We start from the raw sequence: 19,358 nt of genomic DNA on the forward strand, positions 1-19,358 counted from the left end.
CGTCAGCGGATTGGGCGCAGCACGATCGGCATGCCGTCCAGCGGTACCGGCATCCCGCCGTAGTCGTAGCGCGGCTTGTAGCCCGGGTGCGGAAGCTCCAACCGGTACTGGCGCAAGAGGCGGTGCATGACGGTCTTGATCTCCAACTGACCGAAGACCATGCCGATGCATTTGTGCGCACCGCCGCCGAACGGCGCGAACGCGTACCGATGCTTCTTGTGCTCGGAGCGGGGTTCGGCGAAGCGCTCGGGATCGAACTTGTCCGGATTGGTCCACAGTTCGGGCAGGCGGTGGTTGAGCGACGGCCACGTCACCACATCGGTGCCTGCCGGGATGAAGTAGCCGAGCAGGTCGATGTCGCGCACCGCCCGCCGGAAGTTCATCGGCAGCGGCGTGACCATCCGCAACGCCTCGTTGATCACCAGGTCGTAGGTTTCCAGCTTCTCCAGCGCCTCGATGTCCAGCGGGCCGTCGCCGATCCGGGCCGACTCGTCGCGGCAGCGGTCCTGCCACTCCGGGTTGGCGGCCAGGTGGTAGGCCATGGTCGTCATCGTCGACGTCGACGTGTCGTGGGCCGCCATCATCAAGAAGATCATGTGCGCGACGATGGCGTCGTCGCTGAACCGCTGGCCGTCCTCGTCTTCGGCCTGGCACAGCACGCTGAGCATGTCCGTGCGCTCGTGGCCGCGCGTCTCGGCGAGGCGGGCGGAGAAGTAATTCTCCAGCGTCTTACGGGCCTCGATGCCGCGCCACCAGGTCAGCGGCTTCACCGGCTTGCGGATGATCGCGTTGCCTGCCCGCGTGGTGGTGGTGAAGGCCTGGTTGATGGTGGTGACCAGTTCCTTGTCGGTGCCTGGCTCGTGGCCCATGAACACCACGGACGCGATGTCGAGGGTGAGTTCCTTGGCGGCCGGATGGAAGAGGAATCGCGAGTCGTTGGCAACCCAGTCGTTGCCCACCACATGGCTGGCCACCGAGTCGATGTGCTCGACATAGCCGGACAGCCGTGTGCGGGTGAACGCCTCCTGCATGATCCGGCGGTGGAACATGTGCTCGTCGAAGTCGAGCAGCATCAGGCCGCGGTCGAAGAATGGTCCGATGACGGGATCCCAGGCGCGCTGAGAGAACTCTTTGTTGCGGTTGGAGAAGACGGCCTGCGTGGCGTCGGGGCCAAGCGCGGCCACCGCGGAGAGCGCCGGCGAATGGTTGTAGTGGATCGGACCGTACTTGCGGTAGATCTCCAGTGCGTAGTCGGGTCCAAGGCGGAAGAACTCGATCAGGTGGCCGATGATCGGCAAACCCGAATCGCCGGTGACCGCCTTGAGGCCGCTGCCCGCGGGTGGCTGTGCCAGCGCGAACTGTTTGAATTCGTGCTTGCGGAGCCGCTTCTCGGCCAGACCCATGCCCGGGATCGTGACGGGCGTCGGCTTCAATCGGCGCTTGGCCTGGTCAAGCAGGTAATCCTTGGTGCTGATCGTCGCCATGATTCTCCTGTCGGCAAAAAGACTGTGGCCGTTGTCACTCCGATCTTCATCCTGAATGGCAGACTTGACGCATGTCAAGTTTGAATCCGGCGCGCCGCGGATGCGAAGGTCTAGGGCGATGAGCGCCCAACCCGCCCCGCAGCAGGTCCGCCGCACCCGCGGCGACCGGCAACGTGAGGCGATCGTGACAGCCGTTCGCGAGCTACTGCAGGAGCGCTCGTTCGCCGATCTGTCGGTCAGCACGATCAGCGAACGGGCCGGTGTCGCCCGATCCGGCTTCTACTTCTACTTCGACTCCAAGTACGCGGTGCTCGCGGCGATCCTCGCCGACGCCGGCGAACTGCTCGACGAACTGACGCACCACTTCGCGCCGCGCGAGCCGGGGGAGACGCCCGCCGCGTTCGCAAAGCGCATGGTCGGGAGCGCGGCGGCGGTGTACGCCAACGACGATCCGGTGTTGTCGGCCTGCGAGGTCGCCCGCTATACCGACGCGCAGATCCGCGAGATGATGGACGACTTCTACGACAGCGTGATCGAGAAGCTCATCACCCTGCTCGAACAGGATCCCGACGCCCGCCCGATCTCCGACGACGTGCCCGCGCTGGTGCGCACGATGGCCGCGGTGACGACGATGACGCTGACGCACGACAGCACCTTCATCGGCCGCGGTCAGGATCCGGCGCGCGCCATCGACATCGTGGAGCGACTGTGGCTCAGTGCGTTCTGGCCTGACCGGTAGTCTCAGCGCCATGGCTGGCGTCTTCCGGGAAAGCGGCTTTGCGGGTAAGCGTTGTTTCATCACCGGAGCCGCCAGCGGCATCGGCCGGGCGACTGCGCTGAAGCTGGCCGCCGAGGGTGCCGAGTTGTACCTCACCGACCGTGACGCCGAGGGCTTGGAGAAGACGGTCGCCGACGCACGGGCGCTTGGCGCCGAGGTGCCCGAGTACCGGGTCCTCGACATCGCAAGCTATGACGACGTAGCCGCCTTCGCTGACCACATTCACGCAAACCACGCGCCGATGGACGTGGTGATGAACATCGCGGGCGTATCCGCTTGGGGCACAGTCGACAAGCTCACCCATCAGCACTGGAAGTCGATGATCGACATCAACCTGATGGGGCCGATTCACGTCATCGAGGCGTTCATTCCGCCGATGCTGGCCGCGCGCACCGGCGGGCACCTGGTCAACGTGTCGTCGGCGGCCGGCCTGGTCGCATTGCCGTGGCATGCGGCCTACAGCGCGAGCAAGTACGGCCTGCGCGGGTTGTCCGAAGTGCTCCGCTTCGACCTGGCCCGATACGGCATCGGGGTGTCGGTGGTGGTGCCCGGCGCGGTGAAAACGCCTCTGGTGCAGACGGTTCAGATCGCAGGGGTGGATCGCGAAGACCCGAACGTCAAGCGGTGGACCGACCGGTTCAGCGGGCACGCGGTGTCACCCGAACGCGCCGCCGACAAGATCCTCGCCGGCGTGCGTCGCAACCGCTTCCTGATCTACACCTCGGCGGACATCCGTGCGCTGTATCTGTTCAAGCGAACGGCGTGGTGGCCCTACAGCGTTGCGATGCGGCAGGCCAACGTGCTGTTCAGTCGTGCGCTGCGGCCATCCCGCGTCTAGCGCTTACCCCAGTCCCATGGCGGCGCGGTCAGCAGGCCAAGGCCTTTGACCCGCGTCTCACCGAGTTCCTTGTACAACTCGATCTCGACCACGCTGTCCCCGTCGGCGTCGGCGACCGGCACAGTGTTCAGGAACTCCAGCATCGCCCGCGAATGGGTGACCACCAGCACCTGCGTGTGCGCCGCCGCCGCGGCGATCAGCGCGGCCAACGGCCGCACCAGATCCGGATGCAGTGAGGTCTCGGGCTCGTTGAGCACCATGAGAGAAGGCGGCTGTGGGCTCGACAACGCGGCGGCCCACAACAGGAAACGCAATGTGCCATCGGATAATTCGGCGGCGCGTAGCGGACGTAACATGCCGCGCTGCTGCAACTGCAGATCGAACAGCCCGTCGCGAACCGCCACCGACAGTGTGGCACCGTCGAACGCGTCGGCCACTGCGCGCGCGAGGTCGTCGAAGCCGGCCTCGATGATGGTCTGCACCGCAGCGGCCAGGTCGCTGCCGTCGTCGGAGAGCACGGGCGTGCGGGTGCCGACGTGGGGGTGGCGCGACGGCGCGGCCGCATCGACCCGGAAACCGTCGTAGAACCGCCAGCTGCGCAACCGGTGCCGGACGGCGGCGAGTTCGGGATGTGCGCCGGGGTGCGCGTATTCGGCGAGCACGCTGCGGTACGCGGGCAGCGACCGCGTCATCTCATCGAAGCCCCTGCCGGATTCCGCACTGGCCTCCGCGTAGTCGCGGGTTCGGCGCACCAGTGTGGTGCTTGTTCGCATCACCGGACCGGCGAACACCGCTTCGCGCTTGATCTCGGGGTCGAGTGCGAACAACGATCTGTGCCCCGCCATCTGCGGCAGCCCGAGGTCCACCAGATAGCCGAAATCGTCTGAGGCGAAACCGAGTTCGAGCGACACCGGGCCGGTGCGCGTCGTGCCCTCGACCCGTCCGGTCCGGCGCGCACCGCGCAGTTGCTCCGGGCCCGCCCACAACACCGACTCCAGGCCGCCTTCGCGGGCCAGCGAGCCGATCACCTCACCGCGGCCGCAGTCGGCGAGCAATCGCAACGCCCGGTACAGCGACGACTTCCCGGTGCCGTTGGCTCCGGTGATGACCGTCAGGCCGGAAAGCGGCAGCACGATCTCGCGCAGGGAGCGGTACCCGCGAATGGCGACCGTCTGCAGCATGGGTGTTCAGTACCCGCCTTCCGGGGCATCGAGTTCCAGTCGCACGCCGAGCAGTCGGACAGGCCGGTCGAGTTCGAACTGCGCCAGCAGTTCCTGCGCGGTCCGCTTGATCGGCTCGGCGTCGGTGGTCGGTGCGGGAAGCTTGCGGATCTTCGTCCTGGTGTAAAAGGTGTTGGTGCGCACGGTGACTGCGACCCGGGTGACGACACGGCCCTGTTCGACGATCTCATCGAGCGTCTGCTGCGCCAGATCGTCCACCGCGCAAGCCATTTCGGCGCGGTCGGTGAGATCCTGTGCAAAGGTGACGACGTGGCTGCGTGAGCGGGGGACCCACGGCTCGGCGCTGACGTTCGTGTCGCCGCCGCCCTTTGCCAGTAGCAGTATCCACAGTCCGGTGGTCGGCCCGAACGTCGACGTCAGCAGCGTGGCATCGGTCGCGGCGAGGTCAGCGACGGTGGTGATGCCCAGTCCCGCAAGTTTTTTGGCGGTTTTCGGGCCGACGCCCCACAGCGCGTCGACCTCGCGGTCGCCCATCACCGCCATCCAGTTCTCATCGGTGAGTTGGTAGATTCCCGCGGGTTTGCCGAAGCCGGTGGCCACCTTCGCGCGCTGCTTGTTGTCACTGATGCCCACCGAACAGGACAACTCCGTCTGGCCGACGGCCTGCCGGATCTGTTCGGCCAGTCGCACCGGGTTCTCGACGTCGGCGCCGACGTAGGCCTCGTCCCAGCCCCACACTTCGACGGGGTGGCCGAGGTCGCGCAGCAGGTTCATCACTTCTTCGGAGGCCTCGTCATAGGCCGCGGTGTCGAGCGGCAGAAACGTCGCGTCGGGGCACTTGCGGGCCGCGGTGCGAAGCGGCATACCCGCGTGCACGCCGAACGCACGGGCTGGGTACGACGCGCACGTGACCACCTTGCGCGGTTCGTCGGGATCGCCGTTGCCGCCGACGATGATCGGCAGCCCGGCCAGTTCGGGCCTGCGACGCACCTCCACGGCGGCCTGGAACTGATCGAGGTCGACGTGCAGGATCCATCGAGGCGTCATCGGCCGCAGAGCTTGCGCGCCACGCTTTCCCACGCGTCGCCCAGTTGGTCGAGCGTCCGGCCGCGTTCGTTCAATTGGAAATGCACATAGTCGACGTCGAGCAGGGCGTGCAGTGCGTACGCCTGGGCGTCGAGGTCGCCGGTGGTGCCTGCCTGTTCGAGCAAAACCTGAATGTGCCGATGATGCAGCATCATCGGTTCGTTGAACCGCGTCAGCGGGTCGCGGTTGGCATCCGACAGCAGCGCCCGGTGGGCCACCACGAACCGCAACCGTTCCCGGCCGTAGGCAAGCAGCCGATCCAATGGGGGCGCACCGGGGCCCAGCGGCGGCGGCCCGAACAGGAAGGCCTGCTGCTGGGCCTTCTCGTCCTCGTCGAGCAGCACGATCATCAGACCGGCCCGGCTGCCGAAGCGCCGGAACAGCGTGCCCTTGCCGACGCCTGCCGCCGTGGCGATGTCATCGGTGGTGACCGCCTCGGCGCCGTGCTCGGCTATCAGGCGGCGAGCGGCGTCGAGCAGTAACGTTCGGTTGCGGGCAGCATCGCCCCGCTCCTGCGGCGCTTGATCGGTGACCGGCAACTCGCGCAGCGGGGGAGAAGCGGTCATGTTTGCAGTTTAGTTCAGGCGGAATAAATCGGACCATGGTCCGGTTGGCGCGTGCGATGATCTCCGAACTACCGAAGGGAACGTAGAGATGTCCGACGCCAAGGTGTTGGTGCTGCTGGGAAGCCTGCGCGCCGCCTCGATCAACCGTCAGTTGGCCGAGCTCGCGACCGAATCCGCCCCCGATGGCGTGCACCTGCAGCTGTTCGACCGGCTTGGTGAGCTGCCGTTCTACAACGAGGACATCGACACCGAAGACGTTGCCGAGCCGGTGCAGGCGCTGCGCGCCGCGGCCGCTGACGCCGACGCGGCGCTCGTCGTCACCCCCGAATACAACGGCACCATCCCCGGTGTGCTGAAGAACGCGATCGACTGGCTGTCGCGGCCGTTCGGCAACGGCGCGCTGAAGGGCAAACCGGTCGCGGTGATCGGAACGGCGCATGGCCGCTACGGCGGCGTGTGGGCGCACGACGAGGCGCGTAAGTCGTTCGGCATCGCCGGTGTGCAGGTGGTGGAGGATCTCAAGCTGTCGGTGCAGACGACGGCGTTCGACGGCAGACATCCCAGGGAGAACGCTCAGATCGCCGCAAATCTGCGCGATGTCGTGGGGAAGCTGGCCGCCGAGGTCGGGTAGTGCACTACTCGTGACGGCGCTGGTCCGCGCGCCGCAGCATTCGGGTATGTGCGGATTCACTCGGACTCTGTCGCTGCTGGTGCTGACGGCGACGGCCGTCTCGGGCGTCGGCAGGGCCAAGCCGGCCCCGCCCGCCCGCGCCCCGCAGACCCTTCCGCCCGGTACCCGGATCTGTGAGCCCGCCAAGGCGCGCTGTTGATTTTCGCCTTTGCTGTTACGTCACCGTGACAGTTCGCGCCGCCGGGCCTGTCGGTGGTCGGTGGTAGACCAGGGTGAGCAGCCGCGACATGACCCGAATGTGACATGCGACACGCCGGGTCAAAAGCTGGCTGACAGCTTACGACCAGGGAATTTCAAAAATGTTATTCAGAACATCTTGTATCCCTTCGCAATGTCGGACACTAGGTGTAGTGTTTCGAGCACCGACAGACCCCCACCGGTACTTGTACCTTCCAGGGTCGGCCGGAGGCCAGAAGTCCGGCGGTGTCGGTTCCCAGACGCACCGGGCAGCAGCCCCGGACGCCTGGAATTTTGGGGGCCCGAGGGCCGCTGAATTTTCAGCGACAAGCAGTAACCGACCAGTTGCCAGTCCGTCCGCAGAGGAGCCGTACCGAAGATGACGCAACCTTCGATCACCGTGTACACCAAGCCCGCTTGCGTGCAGTGCAACGCCACCTACAAGGCGCTGGACAAGCAGGGCATCGCCTACGAGAAGGTTGACATCACCCTGGACAGCGAGGCCCGCGACTACGTCATGGCGCTGGGCTACCTGCAGGCGCCCGTGGTGGTCGCAGGCAACGAGCACTGGTCGGGGTTCCGACCGGACCGCATCAAGGCCCTGTCCGGGGCGGTCGCGGCGACGGCATAAAGAAGGGGTACTCCGAGAGGCGGAAAGGAGAGGACGTCGAGATGACACCGTGCAACCTCGTCTACTTCTCCAGCGTGTCGGAGAACACCCACCGCTTCGTCGAGAAGCTGGGATTGCCCGCCATCCGGATCCCGCTGCACGGACGCATCGAGGTCGATGAGCCGTACGTGCTGGTGCTGCCCACCTACGGCGGCGGGCGCGCCACCCCGGACATCAACGACGGCGGCTACGTGCCCAAGCAGGTCATCGCGTTTCTGAACAACGAACACAACCGGTCGTTGATCCGCGGCGTCATCGCCGCGGGCAACAACAACTTCGGCGCCGAGTTCGCCTATGCGGGCAACGTGGTTTCCCGCAAGTGCGGCGTGCCGTATCTGTATCGCTTCGAACTCATGGGAACCCCCGACGACGTGGAAGCCGTCCGCGCGGGCTTGGAAGACTTTTGGAAGGACCAGACGTGCCACCAACCGTCACAGCTGCAGAGCCTGTAACGACCGACGCGCCGGGCGCGCTGCCAGGCGAGACGGACTACCACGCGCTCAACGCGATGCTGAATCTGTACGACGCCGAGGGCAGGATTCAGTTCGAGAAGGACCGCGAGGCCGCGCATCAGTACTTCCTGCAACACGTCAACCAGAACACGGTCTTCTTCCACAACTACGACGAGAAGCTGGATTACCTGATCCAGAAGGAGTACTACGAGCGCGAGGTGCTCGACCAGTACTCGCGTAACTTCGTCAAGACGCTGCTGGACCGGGCCTATGCCAAGAAGTTCCGGTTCCCGACCTTCCTCGGCGCGTTCAAGTACTACACCAGCTACACGCTGAAGACCTTCGACGGCAAACGGTATCTGGAGCGGTTCGAGGACCGCGTCGTCATGGTGGCACTGACGCTGGCTGCGGGGGACACGTCGCTGGCGGAGAAGCTGGTTGACGAGATCATGGACGGTCGCTTCCAGCCGGCCACCCCGACGTTTTTGAACTCGGGCAAGAAGCAGCGCGGTGAGCCGGTGTCCTGCTTCCTGCTGCGCATCGAGGACAACATGGAGTCGATCGGACGCTCCATCAACTCCGCGCTGCAGCTGTCCAAGCGCGGCGGCGGAGTTGCGTTGCTGCTGTCCAACATTCGCGAACACGGTGCGCCGATCAAGAACATCGAGAACCAGAGCTCCGGCGTCATCCCGATCATGAAGCTGCTTGAGGACTCGTTCTCCTACGCCAACCAGTTGGGCGCACGTCAGGGCGCAGGCGCGGTGTATCTGCACGCGCACCATCCGGACATCTACCGCTTCCTGGACACCAAGCGGGAGAACGCAGACGAGAAGATCCGGATCAAGACGCTCTCGCTGGGCGTGGTGATCCCGGACATCACGTTCGAGTTGGCGAAGAAGAACGAGGACATGTACCTGTTCTCGCCGTACGACGTCGAGCGGGTGTACGGCGTTCCGTTCGCGGACATCTCGGTGACCGAGAAGTACTACGAGATGGTCGACGACGCACGGATCCGCAAGACGAAGATCAAGGCGCGCGAGTTCTTCCAGACGCTGGCCGAGTTGCAGTTCGAGTCGGGCTACCCGTACATCATGTTCGAGGACACGGTGAACCGGGCCAACCCGATCGACGGCAAGATCACCCACTCCAATCTGTGCTCGGAGATCCTGCAGGTGTCGACGCCGTCGGTGTTCAACGAGGATCTGAGCTATGCCCAGGTGGGCAAGGACATCTCGTGCAACCTCGGCTCGCTGAACATCGCCAAGACGATGGATTCCCCGGACTTCGCGCAGACCATCGAGGTCGCCATCCGTGCGTTGACCGCGGTGAGCGATCAGACCCACATCTGGTCGGTGCCGTCGATCGAGCAGGGCAACAACGACTCTCACGCGATCGGGCTCGGGCAGATGAACCTGCACGGGTACCTGGCGCGTGAGCACATCTTCTACGGGTCCGAAGAGGGCATCGACTTCACGAACATCTACTTCTACACGGTGCTGTATCACGCGCTGCGGGCGTCGAACAAGATCGCGATCGAGCGCGGCACACACTTCAAGGGCTTCGAGAAGTCGAAGTACGCGACGGGCGAGTTCTTCGACAAGTACACCGCACAGGTGTGGGAGCCGAAGACCGACAAGGTGAAGCAGTTGTTCGCCGATGCGGGCATTCGCATTCCGACGCAAGAGGATTGGACTCGGCTGAAGGAGTCGGTGGGCAAGCACGGCATCTACAACCAGAACCTGCAGGCGGTTCCGCCGACGGGGTCGATCAGCTACATCAACCATTCGACCAGCTCGATCCACCCGATCGCGTCGAAGGTGGAGATCCGCAAGGAAGGCAAGATCGGGCGGGTGTACTACCCGGCGCCGTACATGACCAACGACAACCTGGAGTACTACCAGGATGCCTACGAGATCGGCTACGAGAAGGTCATCGACACTTATGCCGCGGCGACGCAGCACGTCGATCAGGGTCTGAGCCTGACCCTGTTCTTCAAGGACACCGCGACCACCCGTGATGTGAACAAGGCGCAGATCTACGCTTGGCGCAAGGGAATCAAGACGCTGTACTACATCCGGTTGCGTCAGATGGCCCTCGAGGGCACTGAGGTGGAGGGTTGCGTCAGCTGCATGCTGTGAGGCCGAGCTGACGTATCTCTAATTGCGAGGGAGGCTTTTAGTAATGCCTGATCTTGAAAACAATCGTGAGAGCGTTGTGTTCCGACTAACCGTTCCCGATCTGCGAAAGCGTCTGCGGCTGGCTGGGTTTCGCGGCAGTGTGCGAGCGCTCAGTGCTATAGGCGAAGTGGCGCATGCGGATCTTCTCTGCGCCGCGCTCTTCTGCTCGCATCGTGGCCCCCACGAGGTCTTCATCAATACAAACGTGACTTGCAACCATCATCACTTGACGGTCGATGTCATGGACCTCGTTAACGCTTTTGAAGAGGGGAACCTCGACCATGGATGGGACCGTAAACCTAACGGAGATGCGATGACCGGCATATTGACGCGCACTAACGCCGCTCGGGCTGGGATACCTCACAGCCAGTGGGCTTGTAACCCGTACCGCACGGGCAGTTGAGATACAGTCCCGCTGGAGCGAAGCTTCATCGGCAGCGACCCTGCGCTCGAGTTGGCCGCACGGCCGTGAGTGAAGGGGAAGCATTCCGGCGAACGACTTGACCGCGCCGAATTATTTGAACGACATGTCGAAACAACCGGGCACAACTCGTGATCATCACGTGCCACAGATGTACCTCAAGCGGTTCGCGGTGCCCCGGGGCACTTCGTCTCGCATCATTGTGGCCGACGTCTGGGACGCAACCAAAAAATTCACCACCGATGTAAAGAATGTTGGAGTTGAAACGGGGTTCTATTGGGGAACGGACCAAGAAGGTATCCCCCACCACGATATGGAGAAGTTCCTAACGGCAATAGAAGCGCTCGCAGCGCGGGCATTTCGATTCGTCCTTGATACGGGACGGTTGCCGGGCGAAGATGCTTTGCCGCCTTGGCCTTTACGCCGGGATCACCGCCGATCCCTGTCGTGGTGGATCGCTGCTCAGATTCTCAGGACGACTCGGCAACGGACTCGACTGGAACTTGGGTCTAGTTCATACATCGAGCCTCCTCGACACCTCGGCCGCGCGAATCGGCACATCAAGTTCATAGCGCAGTGGGTTGAGCCTCTGGCATCCGCCATATTTCACCGGCCGTGGGGAGTGGGTTTTAGTGATTTCTGCCTGCTCACTGGTGATGTTCCCGTCCTCGTGCTTAACGGCCAAGACGCTCATGACCAAGCGCTCGCTGCTGAATATTGGGACATTTACGTGCCTCTTGACCCACATAGATGCTTGTTCCTACCTGGAATACCGATACGTCAACTGTTCGCGCCATCGGTCGACCATCGTCTCAAACTGCACCCCGGCATTGGATTGGCTTTGAACAACGCAGTAGCGGATACCGCAGTGAAGCACATCTTTTGGCACCCCCAGCATGACCCGACTGCGCACCTTCACCTCCGCAGTCGCCGCTCTCTTGAAAAAGAGTTAGAAGCCGACTGGCTCCCGCGCTATGTCGTGAGTTACGAAGTGTTGCCGGCAGGCTCTGGAGTCGAACGAAGATGGCTTGATCAGCATCCACCGGTGCGGACAAACGACGGAAGCCAGTGCGGAGACGGATCGAAACCTGAAATCACCGAGATAGTCCAGAGGATGTCAGGCCATCTTGATCAGGCTGAGGAAGTATTTCGCCAGCTGCAAGCTCAGCGTCCGGCACCTTGAATTCGCATGTTTCCCTCGTTCGTCGCGCCGTCGCAAGTAAACCCGGCGCAACGTCAGGTGGCTAATTCTGACCCACGCTCCCGACGAGTGTGGGCTTGATACACGCAAAGCGGTCAGTATCCGTGCAAAATGTCCACACTCGCCAGTCAGCCGAACCTTCACACGTGCGGTTTGAACGTATAGGTCTCGCCATGCGCGAGGTAGACGAATTCGGTGCTGGCCGTTGAGGTCTGGGCGGCCTTCTTGAAGTCGTCGAGTCCCGACAGGAAGACCGAGAAGTCGTTGTAGTGGATCGGGATGGCGGTCTTCGGTTTCGTGATCTCGACAGCCTTGACTCCCTGCTCGCCGGTCATCGTGACAACGGTGACCAGGAAAGTGGTGCCACCGGTGTGAACCAGACCGAGGTCGATGTCGGGGTACCGGCGCGGGATCTCCTCGAGGCTGTCGACGAGCATCGTGTCACCGGTGATGTAGAGCCGGTACAGCTGATCGGAGCCCCTGCTGAAGTCGAGCAGGTGCCCGTTGACGGGCATCAACAGCCCGTCGACTTCCTCCTCGGTGGCGTGCTTGGCCGGCATGGCGGTGATGGTCAACGTGGCGTCGCCCTTGTGCACCACGAGCGATTCCCAGGTGCCGAGGGCATGGCCCTGTTCGAAGCCGAGACCGCTGAGCTTCTCCACTGCGTCGGCCGTCGAGACGATCGGCAGGTTCTTGTCGAGCTCCTGCGCGGCGACGTCGTCGAAATGATCGCCGTGGTAGTGCGACAAGACGACCAGATCGATCGGCGGCAGGTCAGCGATCTGGCAGGCGGGCTCGACCTCGCGTCGAGCCCAGACGCCGTGACCGAGATAGACGTGTTCGCCCTTGTGGAGGAACGCGGGATCGGTCAGGATCGTCAGTCCGCCGAACCGGATCAAGGTGGTGGCGTTACCGATGAAATACACCTCGCCCTGATCGAAATCCGCTGCTGCACTGCCTGTTAGCTCTAGAACATTCATCTTCGGCTCTCCTTGAGGGTGGCGCGCGACCGTTACGCGTTTTCCGGTTCGGGATCGAGATGCCGCGACCCCGATGTGGTCCCGACGGTCAGTTCGATGCGGGCCCAGGCATGGTTGCCGTACCCGCGCGGATTCCACAACGAGGCCGCGGACTCCGGCTGAAGCAGGCCGGTGTCGTCCCAGGCCCGCGCGATGACGCTCAATGGTCCGGGCTTCGCGTCCACGGTGAGCGACCAGGGCCGCCACGCCCACTGGCTTGGCGCGCGATGAAGGTTGGCCTGCTGCCAGCTTTGCCCGCCGTCAATGGAGACGTCGACTCGTGCGACGCTGTGGCCGTCGCTGGCGATCCCGTACCCCCGGATGGTCAGCGGACCGGGCGCGACCTGATCACCGTCGTCGGGAACCAGGATGTCGCAGTTGAGTTCGAGCGTGGACAGCGAAATACCCTCGCCCGGTCCCGCGGTATCGGCGTCCGCCTCGGGTGGCAGGATCCGGTAATCGAGGGCCTGAAAGTAGTTCTGCGACGGGATGGATTGCACCGTGATCGCGGTGACCCATTTGACGCTGCGGGCGCCGATGTATCCGGGGACGACGACGCGCACAGGTCCGCCGTGGGCGCGCGGTAGCGCTTGGCCATTCATCTGCCAGGCCAGCAGCACCTCGTCGGACATCGCCTTCCGCAGCGGGATGGAGCCGCCAAAGGACTGCACGGGCCGGGCCTCCTGCGCGACGTCCGGCGCTTCGAACGCCACATGCAGGCCGTCATCGTGATGGACGCCGGCCGCACGCAGGATGTCCGACAGCCGGACGCCGCGCCACTCGGCGGTGGAGATCGCACCGCGATCCCAGGGCGCCTTGCCGGGTATCGGCCGCACGCGCAGCAGCTCCGCGCGCCGGTTGCCCGCACACGCCAGCGTGGCTATCACCCAGTGTTGAGCAAATCGGGTGGTCAGGTCCTGGTAGTCCAAAGTCAGCGGCTTGTCGACCAGGCCGTCGACGGTCAGCTGCCACTCATCGATGGCGATGTCTGGAAAGGGGCCGTGATTGCGGCCGTAGAACGCGTCCACCGGAGTGATCTCACTGCTCGCCAACGCCGAGGGTGGCGGCTCGGCGTTGTACGGCAGTTGGCTGCGCACAATCATGTCGTCGCGCTTATTCCACATCTGCGCACCCCGCGTCCGGAGTGCTTGCAACCACAAGGAATTCGCTCAACATCGCGCACCGTGCCCGGCAGCTTGGTGGGAATTCCCCGCACCGCGCAGGGGAGGGGACGCGGTAGGCGGGCTTCCCACCATTGCCGGAAATCGGGTGTTCATCTCGGAGGACCTTTCTTGTTTGTCGATCTGACGGTCGGACGGCTATTCAGGCCAGGAGCTGTTGAGGATGACGTCGACGAAGTCGTCGGGGACGAAGGCTGGGTCGTAGTGCTGCAGTACGTCAGCGTTCATGACGCCAAAGGTGGTGTGCGGCCGGTGTTTTAGCCCATTGTTCAAGGCAGCGAGGAAGCTGCGTTTGAAATCCGGGCGCGGGTGCGCAGTGGTGATGGCTGCGATCGCGTCTGAAGAAAGCTGGTCGCGGCCGACGCCGACCACGTCGGTCTCGACGCCGGCCTTGACCAGAGCGATTTCGGGTTCCAGGAACTGCGTCACCCCGGGGGTGGTGTGCAACGCGATACTCAGCCACACCTTGTGGACGGCAGCGCTGTCGACGCCGCGGTGCAGCAGGAAGTCCCGCGCCGCGTTGGCGCCGTCGACTTCGAAGCGCAGCATGGAGGAGCGGTAGCGCCGGGTGAGGCCGAAGTCGTGGAACATCGCCCCGGCGTAGAGCAGTTCGGCATCTGGCTGCAGGCCGAGGCGACGGGCCTGCAGCGCGGCGAACAGATACACCCTGCGGGAGTGGTCGAACAGCACGTCGTCTTCGGAGTTGCGAATGAACTCAGTCACTTCGCGCGCCAGTGCGGTGTCGGGGATCGCCACGCCTGCAATGGTTTGGGGCGACTGAGGGGCCATGGTCAACTCTCCTTGGGTGGGGCTACATCTACAACTCTGTGCCGATTCAGCTTCACGGACCCACGGCTATTGGGACCTCTTGCCCTCAAAAAGGGACACAATGGGATACGTGGTGCAAGCCGATGCGCGTTCGCGGGTAGTGGTGGTCGTCGTTTTCGACGGGGTGACGCTGTTGGACGTCGCGGGAGCGGCGGAAGTTTTCGCCGAAGCCAACCGCTTCGGCGCGGACTATCAGCTCAGGATCGCGTCGGTGGATGGCCGCGATGTGACGACGTCGATCGGAACCCGGCTTGGTGTCACAGACAGCCTGTGGTCCATAGAAATTGCCGATACCGTGCTGGTCGCCGGCAGTGACAATCTGCCCGCGCGGGCGATCGATCCCACGCTGGTCGCTGCCGTCAAAGCGGTGGCCGGTCGGACCCGGCGTCTGGCGTCCGTCTGCACGGGGTCGTTCATCCTCGCGCAGGCCGGTCTGCTGAATGGTCGGCGTGCCACGACGCACTGGCACGAAACCCGGATACTCGCCAGGGCCTTTCCCGAAATCACCGTCGAGCCAGACGCGATCTTCGTCCGTGACGGTGATGTCTTCACGTCGGCCGGGGTGTCGTCGGGGATTGACCTCGCGCTCGCTCTGGTCGAACAGGATTGCGGCACCGACCTCGTCCGCGACGTGGCCCGCTGGTTGGTCGTATATCTGAAACGCGCAGGGGGACAATCACAATTCTCGACGCTGGTCGAGGCAAGTCCGCCGCCACAGTCCGCGCTGCGGGCGATCACCGATGCGATCGCGTGCGACCCTGCGGCGGACCACAGTGTGAAAAACCTTGCCGCGCGGGCATCTCTGAGCACGCGTCAGTTGACACGGTTGTTTCGATCCGAACTCGGAACAACCCCAGCCAGTTACGTCGAACTGGCCCGAATCGACGCCGCCCGCTCCGCGCTTGACGCAGGCCGCACCGTCTCTGAGACCGCGCATCTCGCAGGCTTCGGCAGCACCGAGAGCCTCCGGCGCGCATTCATCGCCCACCTCGGCCTCTCGCCAAGGGCCTATCGGGACAGATTCCGCACCGCCGCCCGCGACGGCGAGTCCGGCAGTCTGACGGAATCTGGGAACGAAACCGTCTGAAGTGACCGAGATCTCGTCGATTAGTTCTGCTGCTGGGTGCGGATGAGGTCCGCGGCGCGTTCGGCGATGCCGTAGACGGTTGCGGCGGTGTTGGCCGTGACTATCGAGGGCATCACCGAAGCGTCGGCCACCCGCAAGCTTGTAATGCCACGCACCCGCAACTGCGGATCGACGACAGCCATCTCGTCGCCGCCTATCCGGCACGTGCCCACGTAGTGGAAGTAGCACCGCAAGCTGAGCCGAAGGTATTCGTCCAATGCGTCGTCGGCGTCGTCGACGTGCGGTCCTGGATGGACTTCTGTGCCGCGCCACGAACCAAGAGCAGCGCCTTCGCCGATTCGGCGGGCCAACCGTAGGCCCTCGCGCATGGTCGCGACATCACGCGCGTCGGCCAGGTAATTGGGGTCCACGTGCGGCAGCGTGTCGGCGTCTGGGCCTGCGAGCCGTACGTTGCCGCGGCTGTGCGGGTTGATGGCCGAGAACAGGATGGAGTAGCCATGCTCGGGTGTCGGCAGCGTCGGCACAGGCACCGGCAGGCTGTGGAGCACGAATTGCAGGTCGGGGCTGTCCATCTCGACGCTGGTGCGGATGAAACCCATTGCTTCACCCGATGCGTTGGCCGGAATCGACGGAACGGGCCGACTGGACTGGTAGGTCACGGAAGCCAGCGGGTGGTCCTGCAGGTTGGCACCGACTCCGGGTAGCTCGAGCACGGGTTCCACACCCACTGCACGCAGGTGCTCGCTCGCGCCGATGCCGGACAACAGAAGCAACTGTGCCGACCCGATAGCTCCCGCCGCGAGCACGATTTCGCCGGTGCAGTCCACCGTTGCCGTGGTCGCACCGGCGCTGAACTCAACACGGGCGGCACGTCCGTCGACCACCACCACACGGCGCACCAACGCGTCGGTTACCACCTCGAGGTTCGACCGCTCCGTTGCCGGGGCGAGGTATGCGTCGGCGGCGCTCTGGCGCGCACCGTTCACGATGTTGAAATCCGGCCAGCCGAAGCCGATTTCAAGACCACTGCTGAGGTCGCCGGCCCGTCGGCAACCGGCTTCGACGGCGGCCTCCACCGCGGCGGCGATCATCGGATTAGGGGTAGGCGGGGTGCCTACGATCAGCGGGCCGTCGACTCCGCGGACAGCCGGGTCACCGTTCGTGGCAGTCTCCGAGCGCCGGAAGTAAGGCAACAGATCGTCGAAGCCCCACCCCAGTGCGCCGCGTCGCGTCCACGCGTCGTAGCCGGCGTGGTGACCGCGCACGAAGACGAGGCCGTTGATGCACGACGAACCACCAAGGCCACGACCGCGAGGTGTTGCGACTCGCGTACCGGTGAAGGCATTGACCGCACCACTGTCACCCCAGACAGCAACGCTTTCAAGCAATGACAACCACGCCGCAGGCACTGCCATGGCTTCCAATGGCTCTCGGGGGCCTGCCTCGATCAATAGGACATGAACGGTCGGGTCTTCGGACAGCCGCGCTGCCAATACGCAACCCGCCGTTCCGCCGCCCACCACGATGTAGTCATAACTCTGCCGTGTCGGCTCCACAGGAGGCGCTCCGTCTCTGATCGTTCGTGGCCCTGGTTTCCGGGCATATTTCACCTGTATGGAAGTAACGCGAATATGTCGGTACCCCATCTGTTGGGGACCGTGTTCCTCGTCACTGTTTCCGGCCAGCGACATGCCGTTGTCGATGGCGGAGCGCGGCCCTCATGGTTCGCTGGGCACCCTTGAATCGACCGCGGGTGGGTTCACGGATATCGCATGAAATGCAGTGATGGGCGGCGTGATTCGGTTCGATCGTCGGACCCGTGGGCTATCCGACAGGTCCTGTCGTGCCCCTTCGCGGTGGATCTGAAAGCGATGGGCGCCGCAGGGCTTTGACCGCCAATCGATGTTCGCAGCCGCCCCATTTTCGCGTTAGTCTCGGTAACGTGAAAGTCTCGGCCGCCGCCGTGCTCCGGACGTGCCGGGGAACCAGAAGATGCTTGCGCACACGACATTCCATGAGTCGGAGGGGTTCGTCCCTGCTCCGGCCTATCTCCCTTGAAAGAAGGACGTCCCCATGTCTTTCAACGATTCGTCCCTTCCACCGGTACAGCGAGAGGAGGCCGACGCCCTCGCGGCGGCAGTGGCAGGCCAGGTTCTGCTGCCGGGTGACGCGGGATACGACGACGAACGCGCCGTCTTCAACCTGAATCACGAACTGGCGCCCGCGGTAATCGTGGTCGCACAGAACACCTCCGACGTCCAGGCGGCGGTCACGTTCGCGGCGGCACAACACCGGCCGGTCCTGGTGAAGACCACCGGCCACCAGATCGTCGGCACAGCGCGCGGCGCCGTGCTGATCACGACGCACCGGATGAGTGAGGTCACCATCGACACCGTCCGTCGTACGGCCAGAGTTGGCGCCGGAACGATCTGGGCGGATGTGGTGCAGAAGGCGGCCGAAGTGGGGCTGGCACCGCTGAACGGGTCGAATCCCACGGTAGGGGTCATCGGGTACACCCTGGGCGGCGGTCTCAGCCCCACCCTTGGCCGCTCTCACGGGTACGCCGCAGATCACGTGCGCGCAGTCGACTTGGTGACCGCGGACGGCGAACTGCGGCATATCGACGCGGATTCGGACCTCGAATTGTTCTGGGCGCTGCGCGGCGGCAAGGGCAACTTCGGAGTCGTCACGGCGCTGGAATTCGACCTGTTCGCGGTGCCCCGCCTCTACGGTGGCGCGCTCTACTTCCCAGGGGAGCGCATGGCGGACGTCCTGCGAGTCTGGACCGCGTGGCACCCGACCACGCCGGAGACCATGATCTCTTCGTTCGCCGCGCTGCGCCTTCCGCCGCTGCCCGAAATACCCGAACCGCTGCGCGATGCGTTCACCGTGTCGCTACGGATCGCCTACACGGGAACGGTCGAGGATGGCGAACGGATGATTGCGCCGCTGCGGGCGATAGGTCCGGCGGTCCTGGACACCGTCGCGGACATGCCGTACGCCGACGTCGCGTCGATCCACAGCGAGCCGACCGACCCATTGCCTTACTACGAGCGCAGCATCACGCTGCGGGAGTTCCCCGAGAAGGCACAGGACAAATTGGTCGATCTCGTCGGCGCGGACTCCGACACCACTCTGTGGATCGCCGAGCTGCGTGCCCTTGGCGGCGCCTGGGACCGGCAGCCGGCGGTGCCCAACGCGGTGGCGACAAGGGGGCTGCCGTACGTCCTGCTTGGCGTCGAAGTCGGTCCACTGTCAGAGGAGCAGCGGCTCAAAGAGTCGATCGCCGGGCTGCTCGACGGCATGGCGCCGTGGCAGGGCGACCGGCGGGTGGTCAACAACCTCGCCCCCGAAGAGGCGGCCGATGCCATCGCCATCTACGGGCCGCAACGCTATGCGCGGCTCGCCGCCGTCAAGAAGACGTACGACCCGACGAATATGTTCCGCCTCAACCACAACGTCGTGCCCGCATAGCTGTTTTCAGTTGCGGTACATACGGGTTGAGTCACGGGTGCTGCGGC

General features: G+C 64.3%; 19 protein-coding genes. 10 read left to right on the forward strand and 9 right to left on the reverse strand.

Annotation, left to right across the window (positions count from 1 at the left end; all coding sequences use genetic code 11):
* Positions 1–2: 2 nt before the first annotated feature.
* Positions 3–1,484, reverse strand: a complete 1,482-nt coding sequence (locus C1A30_RS15405; protein ID WP_200828270.1) for a cytochrome P450 — start codon at positions 1,482–1,484, stop codon at positions 3–5.
* A 118-nt stretch (positions 1,485–1,602) separates the two neighbouring features.
* On the opposite strand from C1A30_RS15405, the gene C1A30_RS15410 reads away from it, so the two are divergent.
* Together C1A30_RS15410 and C1A30_RS15415 are read left to right on the forward strand one after the other, a co-directional pair.
* Positions 1,603–2,223 carry a TetR/AcrR family transcriptional regulator gene (locus C1A30_RS15410; protein ID WP_101949111.1) on the forward strand — a complete coding sequence of 207 codons (621 nt, stop codon included), beginning with the start codon at positions 1,603–1,605 and terminating at the stop codon, positions 2,221–2,223.
* Between the two features lie 10 nt (positions 2,224–2,233).
* The gene (locus tag C1A30_RS15415; protein WP_101950224.1) at positions 2,234–3,100 is read left to right on the forward strand and encodes an SDR family oxidoreductase; all 867 of its coding nucleotides are present in this window, start codon (positions 2,234–2,236) and stop codon (positions 3,098–3,100) included.
* On the opposite strand, the gene C1A30_RS15420 is transcribed toward C1A30_RS15415, so the two are convergent.
* Genes C1A30_RS15420 through C1A30_RS15430 form a run of 3 tightly spaced genes read right to left on the reverse strand, consistent with a single transcriptional unit; the run spans position 3,097 to position 5,933 of the window.
* On the reverse strand, positions 3,097–4,281 hold the full coding sequence (locus C1A30_RS15420; RefSeq protein ID WP_101949112.1) for an AAA family ATPase: 1,185 nt from the start codon (positions 4,279–4,281) through the stop codon (positions 3,097–3,099). The two genes, C1A30_RS15415 and C1A30_RS15420, sit on opposite strands and share 4 nt — an antisense overlap.
* A 6-nt stretch (positions 4,282–4,287) precedes the next feature.
* Positions 4,288–5,328, reverse strand: a complete 1,041-nt coding sequence (locus tag C1A30_RS15425; protein WP_101950225.1) for a DNA polymerase IV — start codon at positions 5,326–5,328, stop codon at positions 4,288–4,290.
* Positions 5,325–5,933, reverse strand: coding sequence for a TetR/AcrR family transcriptional regulator (locus C1A30_RS15430; RefSeq protein WP_101949113.1), 609 nt, complete (start codon positions 5,931–5,933; stop codon positions 5,325–5,327). The genes C1A30_RS15425 and C1A30_RS15430 overlap by 4 nt, the downstream gene beginning before the upstream one ends.
* Positions 5,934–6,021: 88 nt before the next feature.
* Here C1A30_RS15430 and C1A30_RS15435 point away from each other — a divergent pair, with 88 nt between their 5' ends.
* The 5 genes from C1A30_RS15435 (at position 6,022) to nrdE (ending at position 10,061) form a co-directional block, all read left to right on the forward strand.
* Complete coding sequence (locus C1A30_RS15435) at positions 6,022–6,564, forward strand: NADPH-dependent FMN reductase (protein WP_101949114.1); 543 nt, start codon at positions 6,022–6,024, stop codon at positions 6,562–6,564.
* Between the two features lie 10 nt (positions 6,565–6,574).
* Complete coding sequence (locus C1A30_RS35400; protein WP_142392614.1) at positions 6,575–6,763, forward strand: hypothetical protein; 189 nt, start codon at positions 6,575–6,577, stop codon at positions 6,761–6,763.
* A gap of 417 nt (positions 6,764–7,180) precedes the next feature.
* Complete coding sequence (locus C1A30_RS15445; RefSeq protein WP_067797047.1) at positions 7,181–7,432, forward strand: redoxin NrdH; 252 nt, start codon at positions 7,181–7,183, stop codon at positions 7,430–7,432.
* A gap of 41 nt (positions 7,433–7,473) precedes the next feature.
* A complete protein-coding gene (gene nrdI / locus C1A30_RS15450; protein ID WP_101949116.1) occupies positions 7,474–7,923 on the forward strand; it encodes a class Ib ribonucleoside-diphosphate reductase assembly flavoprotein NrdI in 450 nt (149 codons plus the stop codon).
* On the forward strand, positions 7,890–10,061 hold the full coding sequence (gene nrdE / locus C1A30_RS15455; RefSeq protein ID WP_101949117.1) for a class 1b ribonucleoside-diphosphate reductase subunit alpha: 2,172 nt from the start codon (positions 7,890–7,892) through the stop codon (positions 10,059–10,061). The genes nrdI and nrdE overlap by 34 nt, the downstream gene beginning before the upstream one ends.
* 85 nt (positions 10,062–10,146) lie before the next feature.
* Here nrdE and C1A30_RS15460 read toward each other — a convergent pair whose 3' ends face one another.
* Positions 10,147–10,383 (reverse strand): hypothetical protein, encoded by a 237-nt coding sequence (locus C1A30_RS15460; protein ID WP_101949118.1) that lies wholly within the window; start codon positions 10,381–10,383, stop codon positions 10,147–10,149.
* A gap of 217 nt (positions 10,384–10,600) precedes the next feature.
* Between C1A30_RS15460 and C1A30_RS15465 the strand changes: the two genes are divergently transcribed.
* Positions 10,601–11,704, forward strand: a complete 1,104-nt coding sequence (locus C1A30_RS15465) for a DUF4238 domain-containing protein (protein ID WP_142392615.1) — start codon at positions 10,601–10,603, stop codon at positions 11,702–11,704.
* Between the two features lie 158 nt (positions 11,705–11,862).
* On the opposite strand, the gene C1A30_RS15470 is transcribed toward C1A30_RS15465, so the two are convergent.
* The 3 genes from C1A30_RS15470 to C1A30_RS15480 form a co-directional block, all read right to left on the reverse strand.
* On the reverse strand, positions 11,863–12,702 hold the full coding sequence (locus C1A30_RS15470; protein ID WP_101949120.1) for an MBL fold metallo-hydrolase: 840 nt from the start codon (positions 12,700–12,702) through the stop codon (positions 11,863–11,865).
* A 32-nt stretch (positions 12,703–12,734) separates the two neighbouring features.
* Positions 12,735–13,865: a sulfite oxidase gene (locus C1A30_RS15475; RefSeq protein WP_101949121.1), complete on the reverse strand. Its 1,131-nt coding sequence runs from the start codon at positions 13,863–13,865 to the stop codon at positions 12,735–12,737.
* A gap of 195 nt (positions 13,866–14,060) precedes the next feature.
* Complete coding sequence (locus C1A30_RS15480; RefSeq protein WP_101949122.1) at positions 14,061–14,711, reverse strand: HD domain-containing protein; 651 nt, start codon at positions 14,709–14,711, stop codon at positions 14,061–14,063.
* Positions 14,712–14,820: 109 nt separating this feature from the next.
* Here C1A30_RS15480 and C1A30_RS15485 point away from each other — a divergent pair, with 109 nt between their 5' ends.
* Positions 14,821–15,837, forward strand: coding sequence for a GlxA family transcriptional regulator (locus tag C1A30_RS15485; RefSeq protein ID WP_235009921.1), 1,017 nt, complete (start codon positions 14,821–14,823; stop codon positions 15,835–15,837).
* 20 nt (positions 15,838–15,857) lie between these two features.
* On the opposite strand, the gene C1A30_RS15490 is transcribed toward C1A30_RS15485, so the two are convergent.
* Positions 15,858–17,393 (reverse strand): GMC family oxidoreductase, encoded by a 1,536-nt coding sequence (locus C1A30_RS15490; protein WP_235009923.1) that lies wholly within the window; start codon positions 17,391–17,393, stop codon positions 15,858–15,860.
* Between the two features lie 517 nt (positions 17,394–17,910).
* Between C1A30_RS15490 and C1A30_RS15495 the strand changes: the two genes are divergently transcribed.
* A complete protein-coding gene (locus C1A30_RS15495; protein ID WP_101949124.1) occupies positions 17,911–19,311 on the forward strand; it encodes an FAD-binding oxidoreductase in 1,401 nt (466 codons plus the stop codon).
* Positions 19,312–19,358: the final 47 nt, after the last annotated feature.

It is taken from the genome of Mycobacterium sp. 3519A (genome assembly GCF_900240945.1).
GTDB lineage: Bacteria > Actinomycetota > Actinomycetes > Mycobacteriales > Mycobacteriaceae > Mycobacterium.

Bases quoted from the DNA above. Each gene is read 5' to 3' on its own strand.
- C1A30_RS15405 (WP_200828270.1), bottom strand. From the start codon at position 1,484: ATGGCGACGATCAGCACCAAGGATTACCTGCTTGACCAGGCCAAGCGC.
- C1A30_RS15410 (WP_101949111.1), top strand. From the start codon at position 1,603: ATGAGCGCCCAACCCGCCCCGCAGCAGGTCCGCCGCACCCGCGGCGAC.
- C1A30_RS15415 (WP_101950224.1), top strand. From the start codon at position 2,234: ATGGCTGGCGTCTTCCGGGAAAGCGGCTTTGCGGGTAAGCGTTGTTTC.
- C1A30_RS15420 (WP_101949112.1), bottom strand. From the start codon at position 4,281: ATGCTGCAGACGGTCGCCATTCGCGGGTACCGCTCCCTGCGCGAGATC.
- C1A30_RS15425 (WP_101950225.1), bottom strand. From the start codon at position 5,328: ATGACGCCTCGATGGATCCTGCACGTCGACCTCGATCAGTTCCAGGCC.
- C1A30_RS15430 (WP_101949113.1), bottom strand. From the start codon at position 5,933: ATGACCGCTTCTCCCCCGCTGCGCGAGTTGCCGGTCACCGATCAAGCG.
- C1A30_RS15435 (WP_101949114.1), top strand. From the start codon at position 6,022: ATGTCCGACGCCAAGGTGTTGGTGCTGCTGGGAAGCCTGCGCGCCGCC.
- C1A30_RS15445 (WP_067797047.1), top strand. From the start codon at position 7,181: ATGACGCAACCTTCGATCACCGTGTACACCAAGCCCGCTTGCGTGCAG.
- nrdI (WP_101949116.1), top strand. From the start codon at position 7,474: ATGACACCGTGCAACCTCGTCTACTTCTCCAGCGTGTCGGAGAACACC.
- C1A30_RS15460 (WP_101949118.1), bottom strand. From the start codon at position 10,383: ATGGTCGAGGTTCCCCTCTTCAAAAGCGTTAACGAGGTCCATGACATC.
- C1A30_RS15470 (WP_101949120.1), bottom strand. From the start codon at position 12,702: ATGAATGTTCTAGAGCTAACAGGCAGTGCAGCAGCGGATTTCGATCAG.
- C1A30_RS15475 (WP_101949121.1), bottom strand. From the start codon at position 13,865: ATGTGGAATAAGCGCGACGACATGATTGTGCGCAGCCAACTGCCGTAC.
- C1A30_RS15480 (WP_101949122.1), bottom strand. From the start codon at position 14,711: ATGGCCCCTCAGTCGCCCCAAACCATTGCAGGCGTGGCGATCCCCGAC.
- C1A30_RS15495 (WP_101949124.1), top strand. From the start codon at position 17,911: ATGTCTTTCAACGATTCGTCCCTTCCACCGGTACAGCGAGAGGAGGCC.